The 15,555-nt window shown below is 55.5% G+C and carries 13 protein-coding genes and 1 tRNA gene; all 14 read right to left on the bottom strand.

The window, feature by feature from the left end; genetic code table 11:
- Nucleotides 1–96, bottom strand: a 96-nt coding sequence (locus G403_RS25140) for a GTP-binding protein (RefSeq protein ID WP_156899747.1), incomplete at its 3' end; no start/stop codon positions are given.
- Between the two features lie 36 nt (nt 97–132).
- A complete protein-coding gene (fusA, locus tag G403_RS0119840; RefSeq protein ID WP_027855538.1) occupies nt 133–2,226 on the bottom strand; it encodes an elongation factor G in 2,094 nt (697 codons plus the stop codon).
- An 18-nt stretch (nt 2,227–2,244) separates the two neighbouring features.
- Nucleotides 2,245–2,715, bottom strand: a complete 471-nt coding sequence (gene rpsG, locus G403_RS0119835) for a 30S ribosomal protein S7 (RefSeq protein ID WP_027855537.1) — start codon at nt 2,713–2,715, stop codon at nt 2,245–2,247.
- Between the two features lie 156 nt (nt 2,716–2,871).
- Nucleotides 2,872–3,246: a 30S ribosomal protein S12 gene (rpsL, locus tag G403_RS0119830; protein WP_027855536.1), complete on the bottom strand. Its 375-nt coding sequence runs from the start codon at nt 3,244–3,246 to the stop codon at nt 2,872–2,874.
- 133 nt (nt 3,247–3,379) lie between these two features.
- The gene (gene rpoC / locus G403_RS0119825) at nt 3,380–7,606 is read right to left on the bottom strand and encodes a DNA-directed RNA polymerase subunit beta' (protein ID WP_027855535.1); all 4,227 of its coding nucleotides are present in this window, start codon (nt 7,604–7,606) and stop codon (nt 3,380–3,382) included.
- Nucleotides 7,607–7,687: 81 nt separating this feature from the next.
- Nucleotides 7,688–11,791 (bottom strand): DNA-directed RNA polymerase subunit beta, encoded by a 4,104-nt coding sequence (rpoB, locus tag G403_RS0119820; RefSeq protein ID WP_027855534.1) that lies wholly within the window; start codon nt 11,789–11,791, stop codon nt 7,688–7,690.
- Nucleotides 11,792–11,963: 172 nt separating this feature from the next.
- A complete protein-coding gene (gene rplL, locus G403_RS0119815) occupies nt 11,964–12,335 on the bottom strand; it encodes a 50S ribosomal protein L7/L12 (protein ID WP_027855533.1) in 372 nt (123 codons plus the stop codon).
- 51 nt (nt 12,336–12,386) lie between these two features.
- The gene (gene rplJ, locus G403_RS0119810; RefSeq protein ID WP_027855532.1) at nt 12,387–12,881 is read right to left on the bottom strand and encodes a 50S ribosomal protein L10; all 495 of its coding nucleotides are present in this window, start codon (nt 12,879–12,881) and stop codon (nt 12,387–12,389) included.
- A gap of 214 nt (nt 12,882–13,095) precedes the next feature.
- The gene (rplA, locus tag G403_RS0119805) at nt 13,096–13,791 is read right to left on the bottom strand and encodes a 50S ribosomal protein L1 (RefSeq protein WP_027855531.1); all 696 of its coding nucleotides are present in this window, start codon (nt 13,789–13,791) and stop codon (nt 13,096–13,098) included.
- Complete coding sequence (gene rplK / locus G403_RS0119800) at nt 13,791–14,225, bottom strand: 50S ribosomal protein L11 (protein ID WP_027855530.1); 435 nt, start codon at nt 14,223–14,225, stop codon at nt 13,791–13,793. Before rplK ends, rplA begins: the two co-directional genes overlap by 1 nt.
- Nucleotides 14,226–14,324: 99 nt before the next feature.
- A complete protein-coding gene (gene nusG, locus G403_RS0119795) occupies nt 14,325–14,867 on the bottom strand; it encodes a transcription termination/antitermination protein NusG (RefSeq protein WP_027855529.1) in 543 nt (180 codons plus the stop codon).
- An 11-nt stretch (nt 14,868–14,878) separates the two neighbouring features.
- Nucleotides 14,879–15,247 carry a preprotein translocase subunit SecE gene (gene secE, locus G403_RS0119790; RefSeq protein ID WP_027855528.1) on the bottom strand — a complete coding sequence of 123 codons (369 nt, stop codon included), beginning with the start codon at nt 15,245–15,247 and terminating at the stop codon, nt 14,879–14,881.
- 60 nt (nt 15,248–15,307) lie between these two features.
- A tRNA-Trp gene (locus G403_RS0119785) sits at nt 15,308–15,383 on the bottom strand.
- Between the two features lie 78 nt (nt 15,384–15,461).
- Nucleotides 15,462–15,555, bottom strand: a 94-nt coding sequence (locus G403_RS25135) for an EF-Tu C-terminal domain-related protein (RefSeq protein ID WP_483803753.1), incomplete at its 5' end; no start/stop codon positions are given.

Here is a 15,555-nt window from a genome sequence, read left to right as displayed (position 1 = left end):
CAGCGCTGCAGTCAGAGTGGTTTTACCATGGTCAACGTGACCGATGGTGCCGACGTTTACGTGCGGCTTGCTACGATCAAAAGCTTCTTTAGCCACGACTATATCCTCTTAAATCAAGCAATTAGGCTTAAATTAGTTCTGCTTTATAACAGCTTCGGCGATATTCTGGGGAGCTTCGGCATAGCCCTGGAACTCCATAGAATAGGTCGCACGACCCTGAGATGCGGAGCGCAGATCGGTTGCATAACCGAACATCTCGCCCAACGGCACTTCAGCATTGATGACCTTGCCGGAGCTGCTGTCTTCCATGCCTTGCACCAGACCACGGCGACGGTTCAAGTCACCCATCACATCACCCATATACTCTTCAGGTGTTACGACTTCGACTTTCATCATCGGCTCAAGCAGGCACGGACTAGCTTCCTGTGCGTACTTTTTGAGCGCCTGGGATGCCGCGATTTTAAACGCCATCTCGTTGGAGTCAACTTCGTGGAAAGAACCGTCGTACAGACGTGCTTTCAGGCCGATCAGCGGGTAGCCCGCAATAACGCCGTTCTGCATCTGCTCTTCGATACCTTTCTGAACCGCCGGGATGTATTCCTTCGGAATCACACCACCCACGATCTCGTTGACGAACTCCAGCCCTTCTTCGTCGGACGGAGTAAATTCGATCACTACGTGACCGTATTGACCACGACCGCCGGACTGACGGGCGAACTTGTGGTTCGCAACGACCGACTGACGGATCTTCTCACGGTAGGCCACCTGCGGCTTACCGATGTTTGCTTCCACCTTGAACTCGCGACGCATACGATCGACGATGATGTCCAGGTGCAGTTCACCCATACCGGAGATGATGGTCTGACCGGTTTCCTCGTCGGTTTCAACGCGGAAAGAGGGGTCTTCCTGAGCCAGTTTACCCAGCGCAATACCCATCTTCTCCTGGTCAGCCTTGGACTTCGGCTCAACCGCTACGGAGATAACCGGGTCCGGGAACTCCATGCGCTCGAGGACAATCTTGTTATCCAGGTCGCACAGGGTGTCACCGGTGGTCACATCCTTCAGACCGATCAGCGCAGCGATATCGCCCGCCAATACTTGTTTGATCTCCTCACGGCTGTTCGCATGCATCTGAACCATACGACCAACGCGCTCTTTCTTCTGCTTCACAGAATTGTAGACGCTGTCGCCGGAGTTCAACACACCGGAATAAACACGTACGAAAGTCAAAGTACCTACGAACGGATCGGTTGCGATCTTGAAGGCCAGCGCGGAGAACGGAGCGGAGTCATCAGCTTGACGGGTCGCAACGGTTTCCGCCGCGTCATCAAGCGTACCTTCGATCGCCTTAACTTCGGTCGGAGACGGCAGGTATTCGATAACCGCGTCGAGAACTGCCTGAACACCCTTGTTCTTGAAGGCGGAACCAGCCAGCATCAGGATCACTTCGTTAGCCAGCGTACGGGCACGCAGACCGGCCTTGATCTCTTCGATGCTGAGCTCACCTTCTTCAAGGTATTTTTCCATCAGCTCTTCGTTGGCTTCGGCAGCAGCTTCAACCAGTTGCTCACGGTACTCTTCAGCCTTAGCCTGAAGCTCCGCGGGGATATCACCCAACTCGTAGGTCATACCCTGATCATCTTCGTTCCACCAGATAGCCTTCATGACCACCAGATCGACAACACCTTTGAAGTCATCTTCAGCGCCGATCGGCAGGTTGATAGGCACAGCAGTCGCGCCCAGACGATCTTTCAGCTGGCTTTCAACCATGTAGAAGTCAGCACCTGCACGGTCCATCTTGTTGACGAACACCATGCGGGGGACTTCGTATTTGTTGGCCTGGCGCCAAACAGTCTCGGTCTGCGGCTGAACACCGGAAGAAGCACACAGAACCACGACAGCACCGTCGAGCACACGCAGGGAACGCTCTACTTCGATGGTGAAGTCAACGTGTCCCGGGGTGTCGATGATGTTGACGCGGTGTTGCTCGAACTGCTGGTTCATGCCCTGCCAGAAGCAGGTGGTAGCAGCAGAGGTGATGGTGATACCACGCTCCTGCTCCTGTTCCATCCAGTCCATGGTCGCCGCGCCTTCGTGCACCTCACCGATCTTGTGAGACAGACCTGTGTAGAACAGGACTCGCTCGGTGGTGGTGGTCTTGCCGGCGTCTACGTGAGCGCATATACCGATGTTACGGTAGCGCTCGATAGGAGTTTTACGAGCCACGACACATTCCTCTGAAGTTTAGAAGCGATAGTGGGCGAAAGCCTTGTTGGCTTCGGCCATACGATGCACGTCTTCGCGTTTCTTGACAGCAGCACCACGACCTTCAGAAGCGTCGATCAGTTCACCGGCCAGACGCAGCGCCATGGATTTCTCACCACGCTTGCGTGCAGCGTCAACCAGCCAGCGCATGGCCAGGGCCGTGCGGCGGGACGGGCGAACTTCAACAGGAACCTGGTAGGTAGCACCGCCGACACGACGGGACTTAACTTCGACAGCAGGCTGTACAGTTTCGAGCGCCTTGTCGAACAGTTCGATCGGGTCGCCTTTGGTGCGCTCTTCGATTTTGCTCAGTGCGCCATACACGATGCGCTCAGCGACGGACTTCTTGCCGCTGATCATCAGATGGTTAATAAATTTTGCCAGGGTAATGTTACCGAATTTAGGATCCGGCAGGATTTCACGCTTCGCAGCTACGCGTCTTCTAGGCATTGATAAGCCCTCTAAATAGGTAAAAGGTCTTCAGGTTCATCAGGATGTCAAACGACACCTGTCCTTACTCTTATCGTCTTTCGGGTTAGCCAAAACAGCTCTGGAACCGGATTAATCGGACACCTTGCTGGCACAGCCTCGCCGTCTAACGAGGGATCAAGACTTCGGACGTTTTGCACCGTACTTGGAACGACCCTGTTTACGGCCGTTAACGCCGGAGCAGTCCAGAGAACCGCGCACGGTGTGGTAACGCACACCCGGCAGATCCTTCACACGACCACCGCGGATCAGGACAACAGAGTGCTCCTGCAGGTTATGACCTTCACCACCGATATAGGAGGAGACTTCATAGCCGTTGGTCAGGCGCACACGGCAGACCTTACGCAGTGCCGAGTTCGGTTTTTTCGGGGTTGTGGTGTACACGCGAGTGCAAACACCACGACGCTGAGGACAGGCCTGCAGCGCGGGTACGTCACTCTTCTGTACCGCGCGCTTACGCGGCTTGCGCACCAGCTGGTTAATTGTTGCCATTAAGCAAACTCCACGTTTGGTTTATTAGCACCATACTAAAAAGACCGGGTCCCTGTTCCAGAGCCAACCCAGTCACGAAAGGGCCGGAATTTTAATCAATTCCGGCCCCTGGCGTCAATTTATTGAGCAGTTTTTACTCAGAGTCATTCATGGAAGCGTTCAGTGCCTCGGTCAGAGCCTGCTGAACTTCTTCCGCGCTGACAGTAACGCCTTCACCGGTTTGGGCTGCACGCTTGCGCTTGCGCTCGCTATGATAGGCCAAACCAGTACCGGCCGGGATCAGACGACCCACGACCACGTTCTCTTTCAGACCACGCAGGTAGTCTTTCTTGCCGGTTACCGCACCTTCGGTCAGTACGCGGGTTGTCTCCTGGAAGGAGGCCGCGGAGATGAAGGATTCGGTGGCCAGGGACGCCTTGGTGATACCCAGCAGTACACGCTCGAACTTCGCCGGAATCTTGCCTTCGGCTTCCAGCTTCTCGTTCTCTTCCATGACCGCGGCGTACTCAACCTGCTCACCCTGGATCAGGCTCGAATCACCGGTTTCGGTAATCTCAACCTTACGCAGCATCTGACGCACAATCGTTTCGATGTGTTTGTCGTTGATGCCCACACCCTGGAGGCGGTAAACGTCCTGGATTTCGGCAACGATGTATTTGGCCAGTTCAGCAACACCCAGTACACGCAGGATGTCGTGTGCATTGGACGGACCATCGGAAATAACTTCACCCTTTTCGACCGTCTCACCTTCGAAGACGTTCAGGTTACGCCATTTCTGGATCATCGTTTCATGCGGGTCAGAACCATCATGCGGAGTGATCACGATACGGCGCTTACCCTTGGTTTCCTTACCGAAGGTAACAGTACCGGACACTTCGGCCAGGACTGCAGACTCTTTCGGCTTGCGCGCTTCGAACAGGTCGGCAACACGCGGCAGACCACCGGTGATGTCCTTGTTGACCGTACCTTCCTGCGGCAGACGCGCCAGGATGTCACCAATCTGTACTTCGGCGGTGTCATTCAGGGTTACGATCGACTTCGGCGGCAGCATGTACTGGGCCGGCATCTCGGTACCCGGGTGGAACACATCATTACCTTCAGTATCGATCAGCTTGATCATCGGACGGATATCTTTACCCGCCTGCGGACGATCCTTGGCATCCAGCACTTCGATCGTAGACAGACCAGTCAATTCGTCCGTCTGGCGCTTGATGGTGATACCATCTTCCATACCCACGAACTGTAGGCGACCGGCTACCTCGGTGATAATCGGGTGAGTATGCGGGTCCCAGTTGGCAACCACTGCACCGGCTTCTACGAAGTCACCGTCACGCACCTTGATGATCGCACCGTACGGCAGTTTATAGCGCTCGCGCTCACGGCCGTGCTCGTCGGTCACACCCAGCTCGCCGGAGCGAGAGGTTGCCACGATAGTGCCATCACTGCGCTCTACATATTTCAGGTTATGCAGACGAACATCGCCGCCGTTCTTAACCTGGATGCTATCCACAGCCGCCGCCCGTGACGCCGCACCACCAATGTGGAACGTACGCATGGTCAGCTGGGTACCCGGCTCACCGATGGACTGAGCGGCGATAACACCGACAGATTCACCGATGTTGACCTGATGCCCTCGACCCAGATCGCGGCCATAACAGGCAGAGCAGATACCGTGACGAGACTGACAGGTGATCGGTGAGCGCACCAGGATTTCGTCGATGCTGGAGTAGCGCTCATCATTTTCGAGACGCGCAACCCAGGCTTCATCGATCAGCGTACCGGTCGGAATCAGCACGTCATCGCCGGCCGGATTCAGCACGTCATCGGCTACGACACGGCCCAACACACGCTCGCCCAGCGGCACGACGATATCGCCGCCCTCAATCATGGGCTGAACAATCATACCCTCTTCGGTACCGCAGTCCTGCTCGGTGATAACCACGTCCTGGGCCACATCGACCAGACGACGGGTCAGGTACCCGGAGTTCGCGGTTTTAAGAGCGGTATCCGCCAGACCCTTACGAGCACCGTGGGTAGAGATGAAGTACTGGAGTACGTTCAGACCTTCACGGAAGTTCGCCACGATCGGAGTCTCGATGATAGAGCCGTCCGGCTTGGCCATCAGACCACGCATACCCGCCAACTGACGGATCTGAGCAGCACTACCACGGGCACCGGAGTCCGCCATCATGTAGACAGAGTTGAACGACTCCTGCTCCACCGTTTCGCCTTCGGCGTTGGTGACCAGATCCACCTTCAGGTTATCCATCATCTTCTTGGCCAGCACTTCGTTAGCACGGGACCAGATATCGACAACCTTGTTGTATTTTTCGCCCTGGGTAACCAGGCCATCACCGAATTGACGCTCGATCTCTTTCACTTCGGCATCTGCCTCGGCGATGATATCGACCTTCTCATCCGGGATAACGAAGTCGTTAACACCGATAGAGGCACCAGAAACCGTCGCCTGACGGAAGCCCATGTACATCAACTGGTCAGCGAAGATAACGGTATCTTTCAAGCCGCAACGACGATATGCCTCGTTCAGCAGACGCGAGATCGCCTTTTTCTTCATCGGCTGGTTAACCAGCTCGAACGGCAGCCCATCGGGCACAATGTTAAACAGCATGGCACGACCGACTGTGGTTTCCTGCAGGCCATAGCGCTCTTCCACATTGCCTTCGATATCGCGGATCACTTCCTTGATACGGACCTTGATACGCGCCTGCAGGTGAACCTGATTGGCACCCTGCGCACGCTGGACTTCCTTGATATCGGAGAACACCATGCCTTCACCCGGCGCTGCAACGCGCTCACGGGTCATGTAGTACAGACCCAGTACCACGTCCTGAGACGGCACGATAATCGGCTCGCCGTTGGCCGGAGAGAGGATGTTGTTGGTGGACATCATCAACGCGCGCGCTTCCAGCTGAGCTTCAATGGTCAGCGGCACGTGAACAGCCATCTGGTCACCGTCGAAGTCAGCGTTGTATGCCGCACATACCAGCGGGTGCAGCTGGATCGCCTTACCTTCGATCAGTACCGGCTCGAACGCCTGGATACCGAGACGGTGAAGGGTCGGCGCACGGTTCAACAGCACCGGATGCTCGCGGATGACTTCGTCGAGGATATCCCATACCAGCGGCTCCTCGCGCTCAACCATCTTCTTGGCAGCCTTGATGGTGGTTGCATAACCACGCAGCTCAAGCTTGGAGAAGATGAACGGCTTGAACAGCTCCAGCGCCATTTTCTTGGGCAGGCCGCACTGGTGCAGGCGCAGGTACGGACCGACCACGATAACGGAACGGCCGGAGTAATCGACACGCTTACCGAGCAGGTTCTGACGGAAACGACCCTGCTTACCCTTGATCATATCGGCCAGGGATTTCAGCGGACGCTTGTTGGAACCGGTGATCGCACGACCCCGACGACCGTTATCCAGCAGCGCATCGACGGATTCCTGGAGCATACGCTTTTCGTTGCGCACGATGATATCCGGCGCATTAAGGTCAAGCAGGCGCTTCAGACGGTTGTTACGGTTGATCACGCGACGATACAGGTCGTTCAGATCGGAGGTCGCAAAACGGCCACCGTCCAGCGGTACCAGCGGACGCAGATCCGGCGGCAGCACCGGCAGCACCTCCATGATCATCCACTGCGGATCGTTACCGGATTTGTGGAACGCCTCGATCAGCTTCAGACGCTTGGACAGCTTCTTAAGCTTGGTCTCGGAGTTGGTCTGCGGGATCTCTTCACGCAGACGCTGGATCTCTTCATCCAGGTCGATAGAGGACAGCAGCTCTTTAACAGCCTCGGCACCCATACGGGCGTCGAACTCGTCACCGAACTCTTCCAACGCTTCAAAATACTGCTCGTCGTTAAGCATCTGGCCACGCTCAAGCGTGGTCATACCCGGGTCGATCACGACGAAGGACTCGAAGTACAGCACACGTTCGATGTCGCGCAGCGTCATATCCAGCATCAGGCCGATACGGGACGGCAGCGACTTGAGGAACCAGATATGGGCAACCGGAGACGCCAGCTCGATATGCCCCATGCGCTCACGACGCACCTTGGTCATGGTGACTTCGACGCCACACTTCTCACAGATGACACCGCGGTGCTTCATGCGCTTGTACTTACCGCACAGGCACTCGTAATCCTTGATCGGGCCAAAGATCTTGGCGCAGAACAGACCGTCACGCTCCGGCTTGAAGGTGCGGTAGTTGATGGTTTCCGGCTTTTTAACTTCACCGTAAGACCAGGAACGGATCATCTCCGGTGACGCCAGTGAGATTCGAATGGAATCGAATTCGTCGGACGGACCCTGGGACTTCAGCAGATTCAGCAAATCTTTCATTGTCTATAGCTCCTACGCGGAGTTCTCTGCGCCGCGGCTCTCTCTTTACGGAGCGAGCCGCGGCTGGTGATCGTTAGGGACTTACTCGTTCTCAAGCTCGATATCGATACCGAGGGAACGGATCTCCTTGATCAACACGTTGAACGATTCCGGCATACCCGGCTCCATCCGGTGATCGCCGTCGACGATGTTCTTGTACATCTTCGTACGGCCATTCACGTCGTCCGACTTCACGGTCAGCATCTCCTGCAGCGTGTAGGCGGCACCGTAAGCCTCGAGTGCCCAGACCTCCATCTCACCGAAGCGCTGACCACCGAACTGAGCCTTACCACCCAGCGGCTGCTGAGTAACCAGGCTGTAGGAGCCGGTTGAACGTGCGTGCATCTTGTCGTCAACCAAGTGGTTAAGCTTCAGCATATACATGTAGCCGACAGTAACCGGGCGGTCGAATTGATCACCTGTGCGTCCGTCATACAGCGTAAACTGACCGGAGTCGTCGAGATCAGCCAGACGCAGCAGCGCCTTGATCTCGGATTCCTTGGCGCCGTCGAATACCGGCGTCGCCAGCGGCACGCCCCGTTTCAGGTTGGACGCCAGCTCCAGAATCTCCTGATCACTGAAGCTATCCAGTTCCTCTTTACGTGAGCAGCTCAGGTCACCATGAACTCCGTTGTAAATCTGATCCAGGAAGCCGCGTACTTCTTTGACGGTCTCCGCCTTCTCGCGTTCCACTTCCAGCATGGCGTTGATCTTGCGGCCCAGGCCGGTCGCTGCCATACCCATGTGGGTTTCAAGAATCTGACCCACGTTCATACGCGACGGTACACCCAGCGGGTTCAGGACGATATCAACCGGCTCGCCATGCTCGTCGTACGGCATATCCTCGACCGGCATGATAACGGAGATAACACCCTTGTTACCGTGACGACCAGCCATCTTGTCACCCGGTTGTACACGACGCTTGGTGGCCACGTACACCTTGACGATCTTCAGGACGCCCGGCGCCAGATCATCGCCGGTCTGGAGTTTGCGTTTCTTGTCTTCAAAACGCTTATCCAGGTTTTCGCGACGCTCTTCCAGCTGCTTCTGAGCCAGTTCCAGCATCTCCTGGGCAGACTCGTCCGCTACACGGATCTTGAACCAGTCAGACTTTTTCAAGCTCTGCAGGAAGTCAGCGGTGATGGTATCGCCCTTCTTGAGGCCGGCACCACCGTCTGCCTGGAGACCGCTAAGAACACGCTCCAGACGTTCGAAAACAGCCTGTTCGACGATGCGGTACTCTTCATTGAGGTCCTTACGGATCGCATCCATTTCGGACTTCTCGATGGCGAGCGCACGCTCATCCTTGGGCACACCGTCACGGGTAAATACCTGGACATCGATAACCTTACCGATGGTACCGGTCTTAACGCGCAGCGAGGTATCCTTAACGTCGGACGCTTTCTCACCGAAGATCGCACGCAGCAGCTTCTCTTCCGGCGTCAGCTGAGTTTCGCCCTTCGGCGTTACCTTGCCAACCAGGATATCGCCGGGGCCCACTTCTGCGCCGATATGCACGATACCGGACTCATCCAGCTTGGACAGGGCGGCCTCACCCACGTTGGGGATATCGGAGGTAATCTCTTCAGGCCCCAGCTTGGTGTCACGCGCCACACAGGTCAGCTCCTGAATATGGATCGTGGTAAAGCGGTCTTCCTGAACCACACGTTCGGAGATGAGGATGGAGTCCTCGAAGTTATAACCGTTCCAGGGCATGAACGCGATGCGCATGTTCTGGCCCAGTGCCAGCTCACCCATATCGACGGACGGGCCATCAGCCATGATGTCGCCACGCTCGACAGTATCACCCGGCAACACGATAGCGCGCTGGTTGATACAGGTGTTCTGGTTAGAGCGGGTGTACTTGGTCAGGTTGTAGATATCCACACCTGCATCACCCGCTTCAACTTCTTCGTCACGTACGCGCACGACAATGCGAGACGCATCCACGGATTCAATAACACCGCCACGACGGGCAACAACACATACGCCGGAGTCACGGGCCACGTTGCGCTCGATACCGGTACCGACCAGCGGCTTCTCGGAGCGCAGTGTCGGTACAGCCTGACGCTGCATGTTAGAACCCATCAACGCGCGGTTCGCGTCATCGTGCTCAAGGAACGGGATCAGCGACGCTGCTACGGATACCACCTGACGCGGAGAAACATCCATGTACTGAACGTTCTCTTTCGGAGTAACCGTGAACTCGTTCATATGACGAACGGCTACCAGTTCGTCAGTCAACTCCATCGCTTCGTTCATTGCTGCCGAAGCCTGGGCGATAACGTACTTACTTTCCTCAATCGCGGAGAGATAATCGATCTCGTCGGTCACCTTGTTATCGACAACACGACGGTAAGGCGTCTCAAGGAAACCATAGTCGTTGGTACGTGCGAACACCGCCAGCGAGTTGATCAGACCGATGTTCGGACCTTCAGGGGTCTCGATCGGGCACACACGACCATAGTGCGTCGGGTGTACGTCACGCACCTCGAAGCCGGCACGCTCACGGGTCAGACCACCCGGGCCCAACGCGGAAACACGACGCTTGTGCGTAATCTCGGACAGCGGGTTGTTCTGATCCATGAACTGGGACAGCTGGGAGGAACCAAAGAACTCTTTGATTGCTGCAGCCACCGGCTTGGCATTGATCAGATCCTGCGGCATCAGGTTATCCGCTTCCGCCATGGACAGGCGCTCACGAACAGCACGCTCAACGCGGACCAGGCCGACGCGGAACTGGTTCTCGGCCATTTCACCGACAGAACGGATACGACGGTTGCCCAGGTGGTCAATATCGTCAACAACACCCTTACCGTTGCGGATCTCGATCAGAGTCTTCATGACATCCAGGATGTCATCCTTATCGAGAATACCGGAACCGGTTTCTTCACCACGTCCCAGACGACGGTTGAACTTCATGCGACCGACGGCGGAGAGGTCGTAACGCTCTTCGGAGAAGAAGAGGTTTTCGAACAGCGCTTCCGCGGACTCTTTGGTCGGCGGCTCGCCCGGGCGCATCATGCGGTAGATCTCAACCAACGCTTCCAACTGGTTGCGGGTCGGATCGATGCGCAGCGTATCGGAAATGAAAGGACCACAGTCCAGATCGTTGGTGTACAGCGTTTCCAGACGATTGATACCGGCGGCCTGCACTTTAGCGATCAGATCTTCCGTCACTTCGGTGTTACACGGTGCCAGAACTTCACCGGTGGACGGATCCATCAGGTCTTTCGCCAGCGCTTTACCGATCAGATACTCGGACGGGGTATTGAGCTGCTGCATGCCCGCCTGCTGCATCTGGCGGATATGACGCGGGGTGATACGACGTCCCGCTTCAACAATGCCCTTGCCTTCCGGATCTTTGATCTCGAAAGTAACGGTTTCGCCACGCAGACGCTCAGGGATCAGATCCATCCAGATCTGCTCACCTTCCAGGGTCCAGCCGGTGGTTTCAAAGAAGGTATCCAGAATCTCTTCGGCCTGGAAGCCCAATGCGCGCAGCAGTATCGTAGCCGGCAGTTTACGGCGACGGTCGATACGGACAAACAGGGAGTCCTTCGGGTCAAACTCGAAATCGAGCCATGAACCACGGTAAGGAATGATCCGCGCAGAGTAGAGCAACTTGCCGGAAGAGTGGGTCTTACCCTTGTCGTGGTCGAAGAAGACACCGGGTGAGCGGTGGAGCTGCGATACGATAACGCGCTCGGTTCCGTTCACGACAAAAGTACCGTTCTCAGTCATCAGGGGCATTTCGCCCATGTAGACTTCCTGCTCCTTGATATCCTTGATCGCCTTCGTTGACGAATCACGATCATAGATAATCAGGCGTACTTTGACGCGCAGAGGAGCTGCATAGGTCACACCACGCTGCTGACATTCGTTAACGTCAAATACGGGCTCACCGAGGCGGTAACCAGCGTATTCCAGCGCCGCGTTTCCGGAGTAGGAAACGATCGGGAATACGGAATTGAATGCGGCGTGCAGCCCTTCGTCCCTGCGCCCTTGCGCCTGTTCAGAGCTCGCCTGCAGAAACTTGCGGTAGGAATCGAGCTGGATCGCAAGCAGGTATGGCACATCCATTACCTGCGGCAGCTTACCGAAATCCTTGCGAATGCGTTTCTTCTCAGTGTATGAATAAGCCATCAGTGTTCCCCAGCATGTGCACCTAGGTTGAGAAGCCAGCCACCAGGTGTTGGCGGACTGTGATACCGTTATTTATTTGCTGTCTGTAAATAACGGAAAAAGGCCGGTGGCATTTCGCCACCAGCCATACGCTTTTAAGCAGTACTAAGCTGCTTGCAACGCATCGAAGCGATTACTTGAGCTCAACGGTAGCGCCGGCTTCTTCCAGAGCTTTCTTAAGCTCTTCAGCTTCTTCCTTGGAAGCGCCTTCCTTGATGGTCGCCGGAGCGCCGTCAACCATTTCTTTCGCTTCTTTCAGGCCCAGACCGGTCGCGCCGCGAACAGCCTTGATTACGTTGACCTTCTTATCGCCAGCAGCAGTCAGGACTACGTCGAATTCAGTCTGCTCTTCAGCAGCAGCACCAGCGTCGCCAGCAGGACCGGCAACAACAGCAGCAGCTGCAGATACACCGAATTTTTCTTCCATTGCAGAAACCAGTTCTACAACGTCCATGACAGACATTTCAGCGATTGCGTTGATGATATCTTCTTTAGACAGAGACATGTTTTAAATCCTATAAAAATGCGTTAAATCGTGAGAGCCGCCTGTTTACAATCAGGCCGCCTCCCCTTCTTTCTGATCGCGAACAGCTGCCAGAGTACGAACCAGCTTGCCAGCGGCTGCTTCTTTCATGCAGCTCATCAGCTTGGCCAGTGCTTCGTCGTAGGTCGGCAGGCTTGCCAGTAGGGAAACATCCACAGCTGCACCTTCGAAGGCAGCAGCTTTGAGCTCCAACTTGTCATTACCCTTGGCGAACTCTTTCAGGATGCGCGCACCGGCACCCGGATGTTCGTTGGAAAAGGCGATGATAGTCGGACCGACAAAAGCATCAGACAGACACTCGTAATCGGTACCTTCAACTGCACGGCGTGCCAGGGTGTTACGGACTACTTTGAGCCATACACCTGCGTCACGCGCCTGCTTACGCAGTGCAGTCATATCTGCTACCTCTACGCCGCGGGAATCCGCAACGACAGCAGAGAGAGCAGTTTTGGCAGCTTCCTGGACTTCAGCGACGATCGCTTTTTTCTCTTCGAGTCCTATTGCCACAATTTACTCCTGGATTGAGTCTTTCGACTATTTACCAACCACCCCTTGCGGGGCTGAGTACGGTGGTCATGATTCACGCGTGAACCTCACCGTCTGCGCAGGCTGGCTGGCCATTAAGGCAGATGCCGCGAACGGCTCTGCCACCTGCGGTCTTTGACGGCCTTCGTCTCTGTCACAGAGGTCACGAAGACCCTCAAAAAACCTTTCACTGCAATCAGACGCTCAGAGAGCCCTGATCAACAGAAACACCCGGACCCATGGTAGTGGACAGGGTGACTTTCTTCAGGTAAACACCTTTGGAAGATGACGGCTTGAGCTTTTTCAGATCAGCGATCAGTGCTTCGATGTTTTCCTTGATAGCCACATCAGTGAACCCAACCTTACCCACAGAACAGTGAATAATACCGTTCTTATCAGTACGGAAGCGGACCTGACCGGCTTTAGCGTTCTTAACTGCGGTTTCAACGTCCGGCGTTACAGTGCCGACTTTCGGGTTCGGCATCAGGCCACGCGGACCCAGGATCTGACCCAGCTGACCGACAACACGCATCGCGTCAGGCGTTGCGATTACAACGTCAAAGTCCAGATTACCGCCTTTAACCTGCTCGGCGAGATCTTCAAAACCGACGATATCCGCACCGGCAGCCTTAGCCTTCTCGGCATTGTCGCCCTGCGCAAACACAGCAACGCGCACATCTTTACCGGTACCGTGCGGCAACACAGTAGAGCCACGAACAACCTGATCAGATTTACGCGGATCAACACCCAGGTTGACAGCCACGTCCATAGACTCGGTGAACTTGACAGCGGAAACGTCAGCCAGAACAGCCACAGCTTCGTCGATAGCGTACAGCTTGCCCGCTTCGATCTTTTCGCGGATCGCCTTCTGGCGCTTGGTCAACTTAGCCATTATTCATCACCCTCTACAGTCAGACCCATGGCACGCGCACTACCAGCGATGGTGCGAACAGCAGCATCCATATCGGCAGCGGTCAGATCCGGCATTTTAACCGTCGCAACTTCCTCAAGCTGAGCACGGGTCACGTGACCAACTTTTTCAGTATTCGGACGGGAAGAACCACTCTTCAGACCCACAGCCTTCTTCAGCAGAATAGAAGCCGGCGGAGTTTTGGTGATGAAGGTAAAGCTACGATCACTGTATACAGTAATAACGACAGGGATCGGCAGGCCGGCTTCCATGCTCTGAGTCTGTGCGTTAAACGCCTTACAGAACTCCATGATGTTAACACCGTGCTGACCGAGAGCCGGACCCACAGGCGGACTCGGGTTAGCCTGACCAGCTTTTACCTGCAGCTTGATATAAGCATTGATTTTCTTAGCCATTAAGCTACTCCTCAGGGTGCAAGCGCCTTTCGGCTCCCCTTTCTTTCACAACAAGAGGCCGACCACCAAAGCAGCCAGCCTCCACGAATCGGTTTACTATCAGGCCTTTTCGACCTGACCAAACTCCAGCTCAACCGGAGTGGAACGACCGAAGATGAGCACCGCCACCTGCAGCCTGTTCTTCTCGTAATTGACCTCTTCGACAACCCCATTGAAATCCGCAAAGGGGCCATCGGTAACGCGAACCATCTCACCCGGCTCGAACACAGTCTTCGGCCGCGGCTTATCCACACCGCTCTCTACGCGCTGCAGAATCTCGTTCGCTTCTTTTTCGGTAATCGGGGCCGGCTTATCAGCAGTACCACCGATAAAGCCCAGCACACGCGGCGTATCTTTCACCAAGTGCCAGGTCTGGTCGTTCATCACCATATTGACGAGCACGTAGCCGGGGTAAAATTTACGCTCAGACTTGCGCTTTTTACCATCACGGATCTCAACCACCTCTTCGGTGGGAACCAGCACATCGCCAAACAGATCCTGCATACCGTGGCGCTCAACACTTTCCTTGAGCGCATTCATCACTCGCTTTTCATAGCCGGAGTAAGCATGCACCACGTACCAACGCTTCTTTTCCGTACTCACGCGCTATCTCCTTAACCAATGACGCCAGAAACGAGCCAACCAAGCAGCGTGTCCAGTCCCCAAAGGAACAGACCAACCAACAGGACAGCGACCACAACCATAGCTGTGGTTTGCAGCGTCTCCTGACGCGTGGGCCAGACTACCTTGCGTATTTCGTTCTTGGCTTCCTTGAAAAGCTGGAAGAACGCACGCCCTTTGGCGGTCTGGAAGGCGACAAACCCGGCCACCAGCGCCAGCGCCAACAGCGCAAGCACCCGGTAAAGCAGGGATTCACCGGAAAAAACTGAATTCCCGACAACACCGGCGGCTACTATCGCGATAACAACCAGCCACTTGAGAGCGTCGAGCTTTGATCCTTCGGAAGTCACTTTAGAATTCACGCTAGAGGCCTCGGAAATATGAAAGCGTGCGCTTTACGTGACGCCATTCCCGACTGGGAATGGCAGGCCAGGAGGGACTCGAACCCCCAACCTGCGGTTTTGGAGACCGCTGCTCTGCCAATTGAGCCACTGGCCTACTGCGTAACAGGGAGGCACATTATATGCACCTCCCTGCCTGATCGCAACCCTTATTTCTTAATAAATCCTAAGAAAATCAGGCAGTGATCTTGGATACAACACCGGCACCCACGGTACGGCCACCTTCGCGAATCGCGAAGCGCAGACCTTCTTCCATGGCGATCGGGTTG

The sequence above is a fragment of the Marinobacterium litorale DSM 23545 genome (assembly GCF_000428985.1).
In the GTDB taxonomy this organism is placed as follows: Bacteria; Pseudomonadota; Gammaproteobacteria; order Pseudomonadales; family Balneatricaceae; genus Marinobacterium_D; species Marinobacterium_D litorale.
This window is presented reverse-complemented; position numbering and strand designations above follow the sequence as displayed.

Coding starts and splice junctions, on each gene's coding strand:
- rpsG (WP_027855537.1), bottom strand. CDS start 2,715: ATGCCTAGAAGACGCGTAGCTGCGAAGCGTGAAATCCTGCCGGATCCT.
- rpsL (WP_027855536.1), bottom strand. CDS start 3,246: ATGGCAACAATTAACCAGCTGGTGCGCAAGCCGCGTAAGCGCGCGGTA.
- rpoC (WP_027855535.1), bottom strand. CDS start 7,606: ATGAAAGATTTGCTGAATCTGCTGAAGTCCCAGGGTCCGTCCGACGAA.
- rpoB (WP_027855534.1), bottom strand. CDS start 11,791: ATGGCTTATTCATACACTGAGAAGAAACGCATTCGCAAGGATTTCGGT.
- rplL (WP_027855533.1), bottom strand. CDS start 12,335: ATGTCTCTGTCTAAAGAAGATATCATCAACGCAATCGCTGAAATGTCT.
- rplA (WP_027855531.1), bottom strand. CDS start 13,791: ATGGCTAAGTTGACCAAGCGCCAGAAGGCGATCCGCGAAAAGATCGAA.
- rplK (WP_027855530.1), bottom strand. CDS start 14,225: ATGGCTAAGAAAATCAATGCTTATATCAAGCTGCAGGTAAAAGCTGGT.